Raw genomic sequence first — 15,450 nt, 5'->3', positions numbered from 1 at the left:
CGTTACAGGGGCGTCGCCAAGCGGTAAGGCACCAGGTTTTGATCCTGGCATGCGTTGGTTCGAATCCAGCCGCCCCTGCCATAACCTTTCGGGGTTGGTACAGCCACATAAGCACTTTACAGGGTTACATCTACAGGGGCGTCGCCAAGCGGTAAGGCACCAGGTTTTGATCCTGGCATGCGTTGGTTCGAATCCAGCCGCCCCTGCCAATTATTACGAGAGCTGTTCAGAACGCCTGGCCTTTTGAACAGCTTTTTGTTTCATCGGATCCACCCTCAGGCAGGTACTGCGCGTGTCCAAGATGATGGTCTTCACGGGGAACGCCAACCCCGACCTGGCCCGGCGTGTTGTACGTCAGCTGCATATCCCCCTCGGTGATGCCTACGTCGGAAAATTTTCCGACGGCGAAATCAGTGTCGAGATCAACGAGAACGTTCGCGGCAAGGACGTCTTTCTGATTCAACCGACCTGTGCGCCCACCAATGACAATCTGATGGAACTGGTTGTGATGGCAGACGCCTTCCGCCGGTCCTCCGCCACCCGAATCACCGCCGTCATCCCCTACTTTGGTTACGCCCGTCAGGATCGCCGTCCGCGCTCCGCACGTGTGCCAATCAGCGCCAAGGTCGTGGCTGACATGCTTGATGTGGTAGGCGTCAACCGTGTCCTCACGGTCGACCTGCACGCTGATCAGATCCAGGGCTTCTTCGACATGCCCGTAGACAACATCTACGGCTCGCCGGTCCTGGTCGACGACATTCAGGCTCAGCGCTTCGAGAACCTGATGATCGTTTCCCCCGATATTGGTGGCGTGGTGCGTGCCCGTGCCGTAGCCAAGTCGCTGGGTGTGGATCTGGCGATCATCGACAAGCGTCGCCCGAAGGCCAACCAGTCCGAAGTGATGCACATCATTGGTGATATCGAAGGCCGCACCTGCATCCTCGTCGATGACATGGTCGATACCGCCGGCACTCTGTGCCACGCCGCAACTGCTCTGAAAGATCATGGCGCCGCCAAGGTCTTTGCGTATTGCACTCACCCGATTCTGTCCGGTCGCGCCATCGAGAACATTGAAGGCTCGGTCCTCGACGAACTGGTCGTGACCAATACCATTCCGCTGTCCGCAGCGGCACAAGCCTGTACTCGAATTCGCCAACTGGACATCGCGCCAATGGTGGCTGAAGCGGTTCGCCGTATCAGCAATGCTGAATCGATCAGCGCGATGTTCCGCTAAGCCAAAACTTAGCCCATCGCGCAGAACGAAAATGTGCCCCGCCTCGTGCGGGGCTTTTTGCCCAACCGCCCGGTAGCGCTGGTCGCGAGCGTTTCGGGTGCGTTGTTATCCTGGAGAAACACAATGACTGATTTCACTCTGAATGCCCAAGTGCGTTCCGACCTGGGGAAAGGTGCGAGCCGCCGCCTGCGTCGGAATGCCAGCCTCGTCCCGGCCGTAATCTACGGTGGTGACAAGGCCCCGCAATCCATCAGCCTGCTGGCCAAAGACCTGGCCAAGATGCTTGAAAACGAAGCCTCCTTCAGCCACGTGCTGACCCTGAACGTCGATGGCCAGAACGAATCCGTTCTGATCAAGGCGCTGCAGCGTCATCCGGCCAAGAGCTTCGTCCTGCACGCCGACTTCGTCCGCGTCGTCGAAGGTCACAAGCTGACCGCTACCGTTCCGCTGCACTTCATCAACCAGGAAACCTCGGTTGGCGTGAAGCAGCAGGGTGGCGAAATCCTGCACAACATCAACGAAGTCGAAGTGTCCTGCCTGCCGCAGGATCTGCCGGAGTTCATCGAGGTCGACATGGCCAAGGTTGAAGTCGGCCAGGTTCTGCACATGACCGACCTGACCCTGCCGAAGGGCGTTCAGCTGGTCGCGCTGGCACACGGCAGTGACCTGCCGGTTGCCAACGTTCACGCGCCTCGCGTGAACAAGGAAGACACTCCGAAAGAAGAAGGCGCTGCCGAGTAATCTACTCGCCACCACCTGAGGAAGGGCCTCTGTCGTGACTGCCGTAAAACTGATCGTCGGCCTGGGTAATCCAGGCCCTGAATACGACCAGACCCGGCATAACGCAGGGGCCCTTTTCGTTGAGCGCCTGGCTGCCCACAAAGGCGTCAACCTCAGCGTAGATCGCAAGTATTTTGGCCTGGTCGGCAAGTTTCGCCATCAGGACGAAGACGTCCGCCTGTTGATTCCCACCACCTTTATGAACCGCAGCGGTCAGGCGGTGGCGGCACTGGCCGGATTTTTCCGAATTCCCCCCGAGTCCATCCTGGTCGCCCACGATGAACTCGACATGCCCCCCGGCGTCGCCAAGCTCAAGCAGGGCGGTGGCCATGGCGGACACAACGGGCTTCGCGACATCATCGCCAGGCTCGGCAATCAGAACAATTTCTACCGCCTGCGTCTGGGTATAGGCCACCCGGGTCATAGCAGCCTGGTGACCGGTTATGTACTGGGCCGAGCGCCCCAGGCCGAGCGTGAAAAACTGGACGCCAGCATCGATTTCGTCTTCGACGTGCTCCCCGAAATCCTCGCCGGTGACTGGACGCGTGCTATGCAGCGTCTGCACAGCCAGAAGGCCTGATCGAGCTCTACGCAGGAACGCAAGACAAGGCAACGGCTAGCGGGAAAGCTTGCACTGCAGCGCATCACGAAGCCGTTTAAAAGCAGTTAGGCAAACGCCGGTAGCGCATACGCTGCCAGCCAGTACCGAGGCAAGACACCATGGGATTCAACTGCGGCATCGTCGGTCTGCCCAACGTCGGCAAGTCCACCCTGTTCAACGCCCTGACCAAGTCCGGCATCGCGGCGGAGAACTTCCCCTTCTGCACCATCGAGCCGAACAGCGGTATCGTCCCGATGCCTGATCCGCGCCTGCAGGCCCTGGCCGACATCGTCAAGCCTGAGCGAATCCTGCCGACCACCATGGAGTTCGTCGACATCGCCGGCCTGGTTGAAGGCGCATCCAAGGGCGAAGGCCTGGGCAACAAGTTCCTCGCCAATATCCGAGAAACCGACGCCATCGCCCATGTGGTGCGATGCTTTGAAGACGAGAACGTAATTCACGTCTCCAACTCGGTCGACCCCAAGCGCGACATCGAGATCATCGAGCTGGAACTGATCTTTGCCGACCTCGACAGCTGCGAAAAACAGCTGCAGCGCGTCACGCGCAACGCCAAGGGCGGCGACAAGGAAGCTGTCGCGCAGAAAGCGCTGCTGGAGAAACTGATCCCTCACTTCACCGAAGGCAAGCCGGCACGCACCCTGCTGAAAAAGTTGGGCGACGAAGAGGTACAACTGGCCAAGGGCTTTCACCTGCTGACCAGCAAGCCGGTGATGTACATAGCCAACGTTGCCGAAGACGGTTTCGAGAACAACCCGCACCTGGACGTCGTCAACGCCATCGCAGCCGAAGAAGGCGCAGTCGTGGTACCGGTGTGCAACAAGATCGAAGCAGAGATCGCCGAACTGGACGATGGCGAGGAAAAGGACATGTTCCTCGAGTCCCTCGGCCTCGAAGAGCCTGGCTTGAACCGCGTCATCCGTGCCGGTTATGAGCTGCTCAACCTGCAAACCTACTTCACCGCTGGCGTGAAGGAAGTCCGCGCCTGGACCGTAAAGGTCGGCGCTACTGCCCCGCAAGGTGCAGGCGTAATCCACACCGATTTCGAGAAGGGCTTCATCCGCGCCGAAGTGGTCGCCTATAACGACTTCATTCAGTACAAGGGCGAAGCCGGTGCCAAGGAAGCAGGCAAGTGGCGCCTGGAAGGCAAGGAATACGTCATCAAGGATGGCGACGTGATGCATTTCCGGTTCAACGTCTGATCCACATTCGGTTCATGTCTGACCCCGAACCCCTTGTAGCCTGACGCTTCAAGGGGTTTTTATCTTTCCAGGACCGGGACACGGCCTTTAACTGACCTAAAGCCGGATAGCGTCGCGGCTTCACCAGACTAAGCGGCGCAGTTCCAGAAAGCCCTGCGAGGCCTTGATTGAATCGCCCCGAGGCGGGACAGGCCTCTGTTGCCTGAAACTGCCGGCGCACCGAGCACCTGAGCGCCAGCACGCTATCCGGCTTGGCTCACCGGTTGAAGCGCTCTACCAAAGCGCGCAAGCCGCGCGCCGCCCCCTCAAGCTCGCGCCCACGCTGCATGGCCAGGTCCGCTTTGCCTACATTGCTGTCGGTGGTGACCGCGATACTGGTTACCTGCCGTGCGATGTCTTCAGCCACATGGGCCTGTTCTTCGGCTGCGGCGGCCATCTGCTGGCTCATGCCGGTAATGCGGTTGACCGCCTCGCGAATGCCTTGCAACGCAACCTGCGCCTCGATCACCTGGGCAAGCCCCTGCGCAGCTTCCTTGTCGCCCACCTTGGCAATGGCCACGGCCTCGTCGGCCTTGCTGGTCAGGGATTGAATGATGGCCTGGATCTGCTGGGTCGAGTCGCGGGTCTTGCTTGCCAGCGCCCGTACTTCGTCGGCGACCACTGCAAACCCCCTGCCCTGCTCCCCTGCTCGTGCGGCCTCGATGGCTGCGTTGAGGGCCAGCAGGTTGGTCTGCTCGGCAATGCTTTGAATGATGCCGGCAGCTGACATGATCTGCTGGGTTTCACCAGCCAGCTCGTTGACCGCATTGCCTATGTTGGTCACGGTGTTCGCCAGCATTTCCATCGCCTTGCGCGAATGCTCGGCCACCCGATCGCCATCATTTGCCAGTGAATTCGCCGTGGTTGCTTCCTCTGCAGTCAGTTGAACATGGCTGGCGACTTCGCTGATGGACGCCGTCATCTCTGTAACGGCGGTAGCGGTCATGTCGGTTTCACCGCGCTGCTGACGGAGTTCGTGCTCGGTCTGGCTGGCCAGCAGCGAGGTTTCGGCCGAGGCGCTTTCAACCTGCCCTGCCAGGTCCGACAGGCGAGTCAGCGCGGTGCGCAAGCGTGCATCTTCGCTGATCAGGGCCATTGCAAGCCGGGCGGCATTGCCGTGTTGCTGTGTATAGGTAAGAGCCACGACCGGATCGGTAAACGCCTGGGGGACATGTCGCAGTATCCGCTCCAGCTGCCGCTCTGCAGCGGCATGGCAGCTGATACCCAGCGCGAAGAACAAGCAGAGCAGTACGACCACCTCCACCGGAGCCGGCAGCCAAAGCATTCCTGCCGCAGCCAGACCCGCGGCAACCAGGGGCATTACGAGCATACGCATCCAGCCCTTGGCTCGATGACTGAAAGCAACGGCTGGCCGTCCCGCACGCAGACGTTCGTACAGCGCAGCGGCTTGCGCTACCTGTTCGGTGGTCGGCTTGACTCGAACCGATTCAAAACCGGTGAGCTTGCCTTCTTCCAGAATCGGCGTGACGTACGCACTGACCCAATAGAAGTCGCCGTTCTTGCAGCGATTCTTGACCACACCCATCCAGCTCTTTCCAGCTTTCAGGTACCCCCACATGGCCTCGAATACCGCCGGCGGCATATCCGGATGGCGAACCAGGTTGTGATCGCTACCAAGCAGCTCAGCTCGGGAATAGCCGCTGATAGCGACAAATTCATCGTTGCAGTAGAGGATCTTGCCCTGGGTATCGGTTGCGGAGATCAGCCGCTGATGTGCCGGAAAGCTACGCTCGGTGTTGCTGACAGAGCCATTATTTCTCATTGCCTAATTCCATGACCGGTAGTGGCGATCCGATGCAACTCCAGACTGGTCAGTCACATCGAATCGGCTCGTAAAAGAGAATCGGTCATAAAAAGGCAAACTTGAGCGGAGGCGTGAAATAGGATTGGCCGAGACGACCAACGGAACCCCAGTGAGACGGGAAAGGCTTGCCGTTACTCAACTACCAGCGGGATCGGAGCGATGCACCTGCGAAAACAGTGCTTCGACTTTTGCGCGGGCCCAGGGCGTCTTGCGCAGAAAGGTCAGACTCGACTTGATACTGGGATCGCTCTTGAAACAGCGGATATCGATACGCTCTGCCAGGCCGCTCCAGCCGAAACGGCCCTGCAGGTCAATCAGGATGGCCTCCAGAGTCATGCCGTGAAGAGGGTTTTTTGCCTGGTTCATGGTGTGCTCATGCAATTGGGACAGGACGGCATCGTTTGCAGGAAAAGGGCCATCGAAAACAGCCGGGACGACAGCCCTGATCCTGCGGCGCATCTTACAGGGTGATGCGCGTGCCGAGCAGCTCAAGAAATGCGGCCAGCCAAGCCGGATGCGCTGGCCAGGCCGGCGCGGTCACCAGGTTGCCCTCGGTATGCGCCTGGTCGACGCCTATATCGACGAACTCGCCGCCCGCCAGCTTCACTTCAGGCGCACACGCCGGGTAGGCACTGCACGCACGCCCCTGAAGCACATCGGCCGCAGCCAGCAGCTGGGCACCATGACAGACCGCTGCGATCGGCTTTTTGGCCTCGCCGAATGCCTTGACCAGGCCAATCACGTTTGCATTCAGACGCAGATATTCCGGCGAACGGCCACCGGGCACTACCAGGGCATCGTAGTCTTCAGCTTTTACCGCATCGAAATCGAAATTCAGCGCAAAGTTGTGCCCCGGTTTTTCGCTGTAGGTCTGGTCGCCTTCGAAGTCATGGACCGCGGTTCGCACCGTGTCGCCGGCTTTCTTGTCCGGGCAAACCGCATGCACAACATGCCCAACCATCTGCAGCGCCTGGAAGGGCACCATGGTTTCGTAGTCTTCGACATAGTCGCCAACCAGCATGAGAATCTTCTTCGCAGCCATCGGAACGCTCCTATTTGAGATGGATATTCAAGGCCAGCCAGCCCGGCTAGCCGCTTCGGTTGAAGATGTTGATCACGAGCCTGTCGAGCAGCCCCCACAGGCGCTGATACAGCCGCAGATAGAGAGGACGCGCGTGCCACTGCCTCAGGTCGATCTCTAGGCTCTGATTGAAGTCATGTTCGAAACTTTCCGCTACGCTGGCGCTCAGGTGCGAATCGACCGCCTCGAGATTCGCCTCCAGATTCCAGCGCAGATTCCAGTGGTCGAAGTTGCACGACCCTACGCTGACCCAGTCATCGACCAGCACCAGCTTCAGGTGCAGAAAGTGTGGCTGATATTCATGAATCCGCACGCCTGCGCGCAACAGCCGTGGATAGAAACGCTGCCCGGCATATCGCACCGAAGGATGATCGGTGTTGCGGCTGGTCAGTAGCAAGCGGACCTCTACGCCACGTCGCGCCGCACGCATGAGCTCTCTACGAACCCGGCCAGTGGGCAGGAAGTAAGGCGTCGCCAGCCAGATTCGCCGTTCAGCACGTCGCAGACTGCGTAACAGGCTGTGGAGAATGTCGCGATGCTGGCGCGCTGCGGAATAGGCGACCCGCCCCAGTCCATCAACCATATCCGGCGCTGCCGGTATCCTCGGCGATTGCTGTGGCAGCGGCAATTGCCAGATGCGGCGCTTCAGACACAGCGTCCATTGGGCCTCGAACAAGCTGCGCCAGTCCGCGACCAACGGCCCGGATATCTCAACCATCGCCTCGTGCCAATGCTCATCCGGCTTGTCCGGGTTCCAGAACTCGTCAGTCGCACCGGCTCCGCCCACAAAGCAGCACCGATCATCGATCAGGATCAGCTTTCGGTGGTCGCGGTGGAGGTTGCGGAACTTCAGCCGAAGCTTCAGCGGATTGTACTGGCGCAGCTCGACGCCCCCATCGAGCATGCGCTGGCGCGCTTTCTGGCCGAGCTTGAGGCAACCGAAGCCATCGAACAGGCAGCGTACGCGCACGCCACGCTGAGCTGCATCGACAAGCGACTGGACAAGCCGATCCGAACAGAGCCCGTCTTCAACCAGATAGAGCTCAACGTCAACACGCTGCTCGGCAGCATCGATACGCTGCAGGATCTGTGGAAAGAACCGAGGGCCGTCGAGCAGCAACCGGAAACGGTTGCCCTCACGCCATGAAAACACCTCGCCCGCGAGCATCATGCGCGCGCGCCTCGGGCCAGCCATGCGGGAAAACAAGAAGAGATACAGCTGAGAGACATTGAAATCCTTGTCCAGGTAAGCATCGGCCTGTCGCCGCATATGCTGCCGATATCGGCAGTCTGTGCCGCAAGCAATGATGGCACGCCTGTTATAGGTCCGCGCCGTCGCGCAGAGTTCCCGGATCGCTGGTTTCAGACGGTATGGACACAAGGTCAAGCCTGTTCCAGCGACATCGAGACGACTCCGACCCGGTTGCCGGCGCCTTGGTCCCGCGTTCAACCAATGGCATTGCAGCTTCGACCCAGCCCTTATTGCGGCTCTCGGCCAGAGCCGTCAAGGCGCAATGCAAACCGAGCGCTGTCAGGCGGGCCCAGTCGTTACAGCGAAAACGGCCGTCATCCAAGCATCATCCAGTCGTAACAACCGTGACACTGCCGCCGCCTAGCCTCTGACATCGGAAACTGACGGAACGCCAACGACAATAACCATGCGCTCCGAATGCATTGCCACTGCCAGGGCTTACCAGGAGACAAAGCATGACCACCCTTGCCTTTCCCCGCATGACGCGGCAACTGCAGGCCGTGCGCCTGTGTGGAGACGATGCGCTGCGTGAAGCTCAGGCGCTGCGTTATCAGGTTTTCAGCGGTGAGTTTGGCGCACGAATGCACGGAGCCGAAGCGGGACTGGATAGCGACGATTTCGATGCGCATTGCAGCCACATCGGCGTGCGGGACCTTGGCACCGGCGAGCTGGTCGCGACAACCCGCTTGCTCGATAACCTGACCGCGCTCCGGCTGGGACAGTTCTACAGCGAAGGCGAATTCAATCTGCAGGGCCTGACCGAGCTGCAAGGGCCGATCCTGGAAATCGGTAGAACCTGCGTGCACCCCGCCTACCGCAACGGGGCCACCATCGCCGTGCTCTGGGCCGAACTGGCCGATGTGCTGAACCAGGGCGGCTACCGGTATCTTATGGGTTGCGCCAGTATTCCCATGCGCGACGGTGGCATCCAGGCCCAAGCCATCATGCAGCGATTACGCGAGCGGCATCTGTCCACCGAATTGCTGCACGCCCGACCAAAGAACCCGCTGCCAGAACTGGCGCTACCGGACAATGTCACCGCCGAGACGCCTGCGCTGCTCAAGGCATATATGCGCTTGGGTGCCAAGATCTGTGGTGAGCCGTGCTGGGACCCGGAGTTCCAGGTCGCCGACCTGTTCATTCTGCTCAAGCGCGACGAGCTGTGCCCACGCTACGCCCGGCATTTCAAGGCAGCGGTCTGATATGCAGCGATTCAGGCTCTACCTGCGGCTGGCCAGAATAATAGCGGTTGTGGCGTTCGGCCTGGTGCTGGCAAGTGGACTCCGGCTGCGTACCCTGTTGGGTCCCAGGCCGTCGCAAGCCTCGCGCCAGCGGCTGTGCCGCTGGTTCCTGGCGCGACTGGCGATGGCATTGCCATTTGAAGTCCGCATGACTGGGGAGCTTCCGGATCGTCCGATGCTGTGGGTCGCCAACCACCTATCCTGGAGCGATATCCCTTTTCTGGGAATGTTACGGCCCATGACCTTCCTGGCCAAAGCTGACATTCTCAAATGGCCGCTTGTCGGCTGGTTGACAGAGGAAGCCGGGACGCAGTTCATTCAACGGGGGAGCGGTGACAGCTCGACACTGACTCAACTACTGGCTGACGAACTCAAACAGGGCCGCAATCTGCTGATCTTTCCGGAAGGCACCACCACAGACGGCACATCCGTACGCACCTTCCATTCACGGCTGCTGGGCTGCGCTATCGACGCCGGCGTACCGGTCCAGCCAGTGGCCATCCGCTACCTACGCGAAGACGCTGTCGACCCGATAGCGCCCTTCATCGGCGACGACGATCTGCTATCCCATCTGTTCAGGATGCTGCGCGAAGACACCGCCGTGGTCGAAATCAAGCTACTTTCGCCTATTTTGACTGTAGGAACGCAACGCAACCCGCTCGCCAGACGCTGCCATGAAGTTATAACCGGAGCGCTGCAAAGCTCGCCGCAGCCATTAGCATCCGCAGCCTGATGCAAGCCTGGTGCAAGCGAGCACTGCTAGACTGGCATCATGAATTATCTAGCACACCTTCACCTCGGCGGCTCACGCCCCGGTGAGCTGCTTGGCAGTCTCTACGGAGACTTCGTCAAGGGCCGCCTGGAAAACCGCTGGCCCGCCGACATCGAAGCCGGTATCCGCCTTCATCGGCAGATCGATGCGTACACCGACAGCCATCCGCTTGTGCTACAGGCCAAGCTGCGCTTTCCCAGCGAGCGGCGTCGCTACGCCGGTATTCTGGTCGACCTGTTCTTCGATCACTGTCTGGCCGCCGGATGGCGTGATTATTCAAGCATGCCCCTGGGGCAATTCACCGCCCATGTCTACCAGGTGCTGAACGATGAAGCCGAGCTGCCGGGAAAGCTGGCGCTGATCGCCCCGCGTATGGTCGCCCAGGACTGGCTTGGCAGTTATCGGGATTTCGCCGTCATGGAGCAGGTGGTCGCTGGCATGAGCCGCCGCCTATCGCGCCCGGAAGGGCTGCTCGGCGGCGTGGCGGAGCTGGAAAAGCTGTATGAACCGCTGCGCGGGGACTTCCTTGAGTTTTACCCGCAACTGCAAGCTTTCGCCCAACGCAGCAACCGGCCTTAACTGTCGTAACCCGGACTTTGCTGGTCGAGTTTGCGCAGCAGCGCAGGCCAGGCCAGGGCACCGCCCATCCCGCCCTTGCTCCGGGTTACGCCTGCAGCCATTGCCTTGGCCCCGGCAAGTATCTGCGGTGGGATTGGAATCAGCTCGGCGCCGCCGGTCTGGGCCATGACCTGCACTTCACAGGCACGCTGGAAGATGAACATCATCAGAAAGGTATCGGCGACGCTCGCCCCGCAGGTCATCAGCCCATGGTTGTGCAGAAGCATGAACCCGGTCTCGCCGAGATCCGCCTGCAAACGCGTCTTCTCGTCATGATTCAGCGCAACGCCCTCATAGCCATGGGTTGACAGGCTGGCCAGCACAAACAGCGACTGCTGACTGATCGGCAGCAACCCTTGTTTCTGTGCCGACACCGCGACCCCAGCAGCGGTATGGGTGTGCATGACGCAGGCCACGTCATGGCGCACTTCATGCACGGCGCTGTGAATGGTATAGCCGGCCGGATTGATATCGTACGGCGAATCCATGAGCTTGTTGCCCGCCAGATCGATCTTGACCAGGCTGGACGCGGTGATCTCATGAAACATCAGGCCGTATGGGTTGATCAGGAACTCGTCGGTATCAGGAATCTTCGCCGAAATATGGGTGAAGATCAGGTCGTCCCAGCCATACAAAGCGACTAGCCTGTAGCAGGCAGCAAGATCGACGCGAGTCTGCCACTCAGCAGTACTGACCTGATGTTTCAGCGATTGGATGGCATGTAGAGCATTCACGAAGCACCTCTTGTTTTTGTTTTCCGTGCCTGAAGTCTAGCGTTGCCGAGGCCACCCTAGAGTTTCCCTTGAAGCCAGCCTGATGGCCGACGAGACAGACGCTCAGCCACGCAGCGCGACGGCGAAGCGCTCCAGCCAGGGCTCGGCGTCACTCTCGGGCGTGACCGTTTCACTGGCATCCAGGCGAAGCATATCTACCACCTCGCGCACACCCAGCTCGGCGTACAGCTCGCGAATCAGTTCACCGCCGCCGCAGAAGGTATCGCCGTAGCTCGCATCACCCAGAGCGATCACGCCGCCAGGCAGGCCCTGCCAGGCAGGAAACTGCTCGCGAATCGTCGAATACAGGGGAACCAGGCTGTCCGGCAACTCCCCCATACCGGTAGTGGCAGTGACAAACAACAGAGCATCCGGGGCAAAAGCCTGAATCTGCGAAAGTTGAGCACGAGGATCATGCCAGGTCTCGAAACCCGTTTCCTTCAAGATACCGGCCGCATGACGGGCGACGTCTTCGGCAGTGCCATAAACAGTGCCGGAGAGGATGGCGACTTTCATGGTGGGCTCCATTGCGAATAGAAGTTGGACATTATGCCGCATTCGACACATCCGGCATGCCACTGCATATCTACACTTGGCTCCGGATCGGGTCATGCACGTTGCCCCGGTGTGGAACCGGACGACCCAAGCGCTGTCGCAATCGGTCCAGGCCCCAACTCTCGCAGCGGCTGGGCACCGTCACTGACACCGGAGCGACAGAAGGCGCGGGTAGGCCTACCCTGCTGCCCTTGAGAAGGAAATCGATCATGGCGGAAAAGACCGTCCTCACCAGTGCCGAACTGGCTTATATCAACAAGCTCGTCGGCAGCAGCTCAGCCGAACCCGGAGAAAGCCACTCAGGCTTTCGGGTCGACGGGGGCGAGCGCGCCAATGGTTTGCTGCTGCAGCTTGCGGCTAAAGCCAATCTGACGCTTGAGGCGGAGCTGGAAAACTACTGCATGTCCTTCCCGCTGCAACTTCGTGAAGACGAGTTTCACAGCCTCCAGTTGCAGCTGGCGCCGCCAACCATTTACGAGCGCGGCCCGGTGTTGCGCGCTTGGCGGCTACACCTCGATGAGCCCCTGCCACTGCTCTCGGATGAGGGTCACGAAACCACCCTGAGTGTGCACGAACTCTCACCCAACGGCCTGCTGGTCGATACCGGCCCCAAGCACAAGGCGCCCAAGTTCCTGCATTTGCGCCTCGCTTTGCCGGGCGAGGCTTCATTCAAGATCGACGCGCGGCGGATCCGTGATGCCGAAGGCGGCATGACAGCCTACGAGGTGGAATACCCGCTGGACAAGGATGCTGAACGCATCCGCTCCTATCTTTACCAGGAGCATCAGCGCCTGCACCCCGAGCTGCAGCCTGAGCTTCCAGCCGAAATGCGCGCAGAGGACCCCTAGGCCCGCTGAAGCCAAGGCTTTGCCGGGCCGGCATAGAGCGGCTCGCATCATGCTGGTAAGCTGCGCAGCGATGCGGCCACTGAGCAATGACACCATGACCCAGCCTGCAGCTCCGATTCTTATCACAGGCGCCAGCCAGCGTATCGGCCTGCACTGTGCCGAGCGAATGCTCGATGAAGGCCAACCGGTGATCATCAGCTACCGGACTCCAAGAGCCTCTCTTGAACGATTGCGGGAACGCGGCGCCCTTACCCTTCCTGCCGACTTCAGCAGTACCGCCGGTATTGACGCATTCATCGAAACCTTGAAGGCGCATACGCAGACACTGCGAGCGATCGTGCACAACGCATCCGACTGGAAGATCGAAAGGCCCGGGAAAGAGGCCGAGGTTTTTCAGAGCATGTTCAGCATCCATATGCTTGCGCCTTACCTGATCAACCTCAACTGCGCCGACCTGCTTCGGCATGGTGGCCCAGCGGACATCATTCATATCAGCGATGATGTCACCCGCGTCGGAAGCAGGAAACACATCGCCTATGCCGCCAGCAAAGCCGGCCTGGACAACCTGACGCTGTCTTTCGCCGCAAGCCTGGCGCCAGCGATCAAGGTCAACGGGATCGCACCGGCCCTTATTCAATTCAACGAAGGCGACGACGAGGCCTATCGGCGCAAGGCACTGGCGAAATCCGCACTGGGTATCGAGCCGGGTGCCGAAGTCATCTACCAAAGCCTTCGCTACCTGCTCGACAACCCGTACCTCACAGGCACCACGCTTACCGTAAACGGTGGCCGTCACCTGCTCTAATCAAAAGGACACCCATGCCCCGATTGGAACCCGCCATGGCGCGTATCTGCGTCAAAGACCTTCGACTGCGCACCTTCATCGGCATCAAGGAAGAGGAAGTCCTCAACAAGCAGGATGTACTGATCAATCTGACGATGCTTTATCCCGCTACCGATGCGGTACGGGACAACGATATCGAGCACGCCTTGAACTACCGCACCATTACCAAGGCGATCATCAAGCACGTCGAGGACAACCGCTTCGCCCTGCTTGAACGCCTGACCCAGGAGGTTCTGGACCTCGTGATGCAACACTCGCAGGTGCGCTACGCCGAGGTCGAGATCGACAAGCCGCACGCCCTGCGCTTTGCCGAATCCGTATCGATCACCCTCGCCGCCCACCGCGACTGAACCTGCTTCAATCTCTGCCAGATGGCCATCATGGCGCGAGCGCCACTGCTGGCAGCCATACGCCTGTGCCGGATGCTCCCAGCGGCCAGGCGCGTTAAGAATGCAGGCGGTTTCGTGGCTGCGCAGTGCAGGCTCGTCAGGTTTTAGGCAGGTGCCGACAGGTAGCCTTCGCGATGATCCAACGGCGCTTTCCGATCACTTGTCCTCCTCTGTTACTGAGCAGCTATCACGACGGCACGCCAAGAGAAGAGGAATGGTGGCCTAAAGCTCCTCGCTCATGTCTGGCAGGCAGCGAGGAGCCAAGGGTATGATCCGCCCACGTCTGCAATACAGAGACCTACGCCATGAATGATCAAGAACGTACAGAACTCGAAGCTGCCGCCTTCCGCCGCCTCGTACAGCATCTGCGCAGTCGCCCGGACGCGCAGAATATTGACCTGATGAACCTCGCTGGCTTTTGCCGCAACTGCCTGTCGAAGTGGTACAAGGCCGCTGCCGATGACCTGGAAATCGACGTCACCATCGACCAGGCCCGAGAAGAGGTATATGGGATGCCTTACGCCGACTGGAAGAAGCGTTACCAGAAGGAAGCTACACCCGAGCAGCAGGCTGCCTTCGACAAGAGCCAGAAGCCATGACCAGCGTTTCCGACTTTCGCGCCAGGCTGCGCAACCGCAACCATCCGTTCAGCGATACGCTAGCCTTCATTTCCAGTCATTACGACTATCAACCCAGCCAGTTTCACAACGGTAGCGTTGAAAATGCGGCCGGTGAAAATGAGGGTTCCTGCAAGACACTGGGCCTTGCCGTACTCGAAGGGTTTACCACCGAAGAAGCCCTGTTGTCATTTGGTGAGCATTATCAGTCGGTGCTGGCCACGCCCGGCGGGACCGATCACCGCAACATCCGCGCCCTGATGGAAACGGGGTTGCCTGGGGTGCGCTTCGATCAGCAGCCGCTGACTCGAAAGCAACAGGCTGATTGACCTGAAAGAAGGATAGCGCCAGGTTTGCGCAGCAAAAAAAAGCAGCCATCAGGCTGCTTTCTTTGGTGAGGAACGCTTTGCTTAGGAAAGCTTTTCCTTGATACGCGCGGCCTTGCCGGACAGTGCACGGAGGTAGTACAGCTTGGCCTTGCGAACATCACCACGGCGCTTGACGCTGAGGCTGTCGACCATCGGGCTGTAGTACTGGAAGGTACGCTCTACGCCCACGCCATTGGAGATTTTGCGCACGGTAAAAGCGCTGTTCAGGCCGCGGTTACGCTTGCCGATCACGACGCCTTCAAAGGCCTGCAGACGCTCACGCTCACCTTCCTTCACCTTGACCTGGACAACCACGGTGTCACCAGGGGCGAACGGGGGGAGTTCTTTGGTCATCTGCTCGGCTTCGAGCGCCTGAATAATCTTGTTGGTCAT

At 59.8% G+C, this 15,450-nt stretch carries 19 protein-coding genes and 2 tRNA genes; 14 read left to right on the top strand and 7 right to left on the bottom strand.

Translation table 11 applies throughout. The features are described from left to right. The first annotated feature begins 6 nt into the window (after nucleotides 1-6). The 6 genes from AC4LFW_RS02110 to ychF all read left to right on the top strand — a co-directional run bounded on the left by AC4LFW_RS02110 (nucleotide 7) and on the right by ychF (nucleotide 3,835). Nucleotides 7-81 (top strand) — tRNA-Gln (locus AC4LFW_RS02110). Nucleotides 82-134: 53 nt separating this feature from the next. Next, nucleotides 135-209, top strand: a tRNA-Gln gene (locus AC4LFW_RS02105). Nucleotides 210-292: 83 nt separating this feature from the next. After that, nucleotides 293-1,234 (top strand): ribose-phosphate pyrophosphokinase, encoded by a 942-nt coding sequence (locus AC4LFW_RS02100; RefSeq protein ID WP_021208703.1) that lies wholly within the window; start codon nucleotides 293-295, stop codon nucleotides 1,232-1,234. A 123-nt stretch (nucleotides 1,235-1,357) separates the two neighbouring features. After that, nucleotides 1,358-1,975 (top strand): 50S ribosomal protein L25/general stress protein Ctc, encoded by a 618-nt coding sequence (locus tag AC4LFW_RS02095; RefSeq protein ID WP_491817378.1) that lies wholly within the window; start codon nucleotides 1,358-1,360, stop codon nucleotides 1,973-1,975. Nucleotides 1,976-2,009: 34 nt separating this feature from the next. Beyond that, on the top strand, nucleotides 2,010-2,594 hold the full coding sequence (gene pth / locus AC4LFW_RS02090; RefSeq protein ID WP_491817377.1) for an aminoacyl-tRNA hydrolase: 585 nt from the start codon (nucleotides 2,010-2,012) through the stop codon (nucleotides 2,592-2,594). Nucleotides 2,595-2,734: 140 nt separating this feature from the next. Further along, nucleotides 2,735-3,835, top strand: coding sequence for a redox-regulated ATPase YchF (gene ychF / locus AC4LFW_RS02085; protein WP_491817375.1), 1,101 nt, complete (start codon nucleotides 2,735-2,737; stop codon nucleotides 3,833-3,835). A gap of 256 nt (nucleotides 3,836-4,091) precedes the next feature. On the opposite strand, the gene AC4LFW_RS02080 is transcribed toward ychF, so the two are convergent. The 4 genes from AC4LFW_RS02080 to AC4LFW_RS02065 all read right to left on the bottom strand — a co-directional run bounded on the left by AC4LFW_RS02080 (nucleotide 4,092) and on the right by AC4LFW_RS02065 (nucleotide 7,948). Beyond that, a complete protein-coding gene (locus AC4LFW_RS02080) occupies nucleotides 4,092-5,657 on the bottom strand; it encodes a methyl-accepting chemotaxis protein (protein WP_491817373.1) in 1,566 nt (521 codons plus the stop codon). Nucleotides 5,658-5,834: 177 nt separating this feature from the next. Further along, nucleotides 5,835-6,065: a VF530 family protein gene (locus AC4LFW_RS02075; protein WP_491817371.1), complete on the bottom strand. Its 231-nt coding sequence runs from the start codon at nucleotides 6,063-6,065 to the stop codon at nucleotides 5,835-5,837. Nucleotides 6,066-6,159: 94 nt separating this feature from the next. Beyond that, a complete protein-coding gene (locus tag AC4LFW_RS02070; RefSeq protein WP_491817369.1) occupies nucleotides 6,160-6,741 on the bottom strand; it encodes a DJ-1/PfpI family protein in 582 nt (193 codons plus the stop codon). A gap of 46 nt (nucleotides 6,742-6,787) precedes the next feature. After that, nucleotides 6,788-7,948, bottom strand: coding sequence for a phospholipase D-like domain-containing protein (locus AC4LFW_RS02065; RefSeq protein ID WP_491820095.1), 1,161 nt, complete (start codon nucleotides 7,946-7,948; stop codon nucleotides 6,788-6,790). Nucleotides 7,949-8,487: 539 nt separating this feature from the next. Between AC4LFW_RS02065 and olsB the strand changes: the two genes are divergently transcribed. Genes olsB through AC4LFW_RS02050 form a run of 3 tightly spaced genes read left to right on the top strand, consistent with a single transcriptional unit; the run spans nucleotide 8,488 to nucleotide 10,624 of the window. Next, a complete protein-coding gene (gene olsB / locus AC4LFW_RS02060) occupies nucleotides 8,488-9,234 on the top strand; it encodes an L-ornithine N(alpha)-acyltransferase (RefSeq protein WP_491817367.1) in 747 nt (248 codons plus the stop codon). A gap of 1 nt (nucleotide 9,235) precedes the next feature. Beyond that, nucleotides 9,236-10,006 (top strand): lysophospholipid acyltransferase family protein, encoded by a 771-nt coding sequence (locus AC4LFW_RS02055; protein WP_491817365.1) that lies wholly within the window; start codon nucleotides 9,236-9,238, stop codon nucleotides 10,004-10,006. 39 nt (nucleotides 10,007-10,045) lie between these two features. Next, entirely contained in the window at nucleotides 10,046-10,624 is a 579-nt protein-coding gene (locus AC4LFW_RS02050) for an acyl carrier protein phosphodiesterase (RefSeq protein ID WP_491817363.1), read from the top strand. On the opposite strand, the gene AC4LFW_RS02045 is transcribed toward AC4LFW_RS02050, so the two are convergent. Further along, nucleotides 10,621-11,397, bottom strand: a complete 777-nt coding sequence (locus AC4LFW_RS02045; RefSeq protein ID WP_491817361.1) for a class II aldolase/adducin family protein — start codon at nucleotides 11,395-11,397, stop codon at nucleotides 10,621-10,623. The genes AC4LFW_RS02050 and AC4LFW_RS02045 overlap by 4 nt on opposite strands. Nucleotides 11,398-11,499: 102 nt before the next feature. Then, nucleotides 11,500-11,952, bottom strand: a complete 453-nt coding sequence (locus AC4LFW_RS02040) for a flavodoxin (RefSeq protein ID WP_491817360.1) — start codon at nucleotides 11,950-11,952, stop codon at nucleotides 11,500-11,502. A gap of 248 nt (nucleotides 11,953-12,200) precedes the next feature. On the opposite strand from AC4LFW_RS02040, the gene AC4LFW_RS02035 reads away from it, so the two are divergent. The 5 genes from AC4LFW_RS02035 to AC4LFW_RS02015 all read left to right on the top strand — a co-directional run bounded on the left by AC4LFW_RS02035 (nucleotide 12,201) and on the right by AC4LFW_RS02015 (nucleotide 15,018). Beyond that, nucleotides 12,201-12,839 carry a PilZ domain-containing protein gene (locus AC4LFW_RS02035; RefSeq protein WP_491817358.1) on the top strand — a complete coding sequence of 213 codons (639 nt, stop codon included), beginning with the start codon at nucleotides 12,201-12,203 and terminating at the stop codon, nucleotides 12,837-12,839. Nucleotides 12,840-12,933: 94 nt separating this feature from the next. Further along, the gene (gene folM / locus AC4LFW_RS02030) at nucleotides 12,934-13,644 is read left to right on the top strand and encodes a dihydromonapterin reductase (RefSeq protein WP_491817357.1); all 711 of its coding nucleotides are present in this window, start codon (nucleotides 12,934-12,936) and stop codon (nucleotides 13,642-13,644) included. A gap of 14 nt (nucleotides 13,645-13,658) precedes the next feature. Beyond that, nucleotides 13,659-14,033, top strand: a complete 375-nt coding sequence (gene folX, locus AC4LFW_RS02025; protein ID WP_491817356.1) for a dihydroneopterin triphosphate 2'-epimerase — start codon at nucleotides 13,659-13,661, stop codon at nucleotides 14,031-14,033. Nucleotides 14,034-14,377: 344 nt separating this feature from the next. Next, nucleotides 14,378-14,671: a DUF1244 domain-containing protein gene (locus tag AC4LFW_RS02020; RefSeq protein ID WP_491817354.1), complete on the top strand. Its 294-nt coding sequence runs from the start codon at nucleotides 14,378-14,380 to the stop codon at nucleotides 14,669-14,671. Then, nucleotides 14,668-15,018, top strand: a complete 351-nt coding sequence (locus tag AC4LFW_RS02015) for a HopJ type III effector protein (RefSeq protein WP_491817352.1) — start codon at nucleotides 14,668-14,670, stop codon at nucleotides 15,016-15,018. Before AC4LFW_RS02020 ends, AC4LFW_RS02015 begins: the two co-directional genes overlap by 4 nt. Nucleotides 15,019-15,099: 81 nt before the next feature. Here the strand turns inward: AC4LFW_RS02015 and rplS are convergent, their stop codons facing one another. After that, nucleotides 15,100-15,450, bottom strand: coding sequence for a 50S ribosomal protein L19 (rplS, locus tag AC4LFW_RS02010; RefSeq protein ID WP_021208319.1), 351 nt, complete (start codon nucleotides 15,448-15,450; stop codon nucleotides 15,100-15,102).

The organism is Stutzerimonas sp. C6.4V, assembly GCF_058536345.1.
The sequence above is the reverse complement of the archived record's forward strand: the minus strand, read 5'-3'. Positions and strand labels throughout refer to the sequence as shown.

Bases quoted from the DNA above. Each gene is read 5' to 3' on its own strand.
- AC4LFW_RS02080 (WP_491817373.1), bottom strand. From the start codon at position 5,657: ATGAGAAATAATGGCTCTGTCAGCAACACCGAGCGTAGCTTTCCGGCA.
- folM (WP_491817357.1), top strand. From the start codon at position 12,934: ATGACCCAGCCTGCAGCTCCGATTCTTATCACAGGCGCCAGCCAGCGT.
- AC4LFW_RS02075 (WP_491817371.1), bottom strand. From the start codon at position 6,065: ATGAACCAGGCAAAAAACCCTCTTCACGGCATGACTCTGGAGGCCATC.
- AC4LFW_RS02065 (WP_491820095.1), bottom strand. From the start codon at position 7,948: ATGCTCGCGGGCGAGGTGTTTTCATGGCGTGAGGGCAACCGTTTCCGG.
- AC4LFW_RS02095 (WP_491817378.1), top strand. From the start codon at position 1,358: ATGACTGATTTCACTCTGAATGCCCAAGTGCGTTCCGACCTGGGGAAA.
- AC4LFW_RS02015 (WP_491817352.1), top strand. From the start codon at position 14,668: ATGACCAGCGTTTCCGACTTTCGCGCCAGGCTGCGCAACCGCAACCAT.
- AC4LFW_RS02040 (WP_491817360.1), bottom strand. From the start codon at position 11,952: ATGAAAGTCGCCATCCTCTCCGGCACTGTTTATGGCACTGCCGAAGAC.
- rplS (WP_021208319.1), bottom strand. From the start codon at position 15,450: ATGACCAACAAGATTATTCAGGCGCTCGAAGCCGAGCAGATGACCAAA.
- AC4LFW_RS02035 (WP_491817358.1), top strand. From the start codon at position 12,201: ATGGCGGAAAAGACCGTCCTCACCAGTGCCGAACTGGCTTATATCAAC.
- AC4LFW_RS02050 (WP_491817363.1), top strand. From the start codon at position 10,046: ATGAATTATCTAGCACACCTTCACCTCGGCGGCTCACGCCCCGGTGAG.
- AC4LFW_RS02055 (WP_491817365.1), top strand. From the start codon at position 9,236: ATGCAGCGATTCAGGCTCTACCTGCGGCTGGCCAGAATAATAGCGGTT.
- olsB (WP_491817367.1), top strand. From the start codon at position 8,488: ATGACCACCCTTGCCTTTCCCCGCATGACGCGGCAACTGCAGGCCGTG.
- ychF (WP_491817375.1), top strand. From the start codon at position 2,735: ATGGGATTCAACTGCGGCATCGTCGGTCTGCCCAACGTCGGCAAGTCC.
- AC4LFW_RS02020 (WP_491817354.1), top strand. From the start codon at position 14,378: ATGAATGATCAAGAACGTACAGAACTCGAAGCTGCCGCCTTCCGCCGC.
- AC4LFW_RS02070 (WP_491817369.1), bottom strand. From the start codon at position 6,741: ATGGCTGCGAAGAAGATTCTCATGCTGGTTGGCGACTATGTCGAAGAC.
- folX (WP_491817356.1), top strand. From the start codon at position 13,659: ATGCCCCGATTGGAACCCGCCATGGCGCGTATCTGCGTCAAAGACCTT.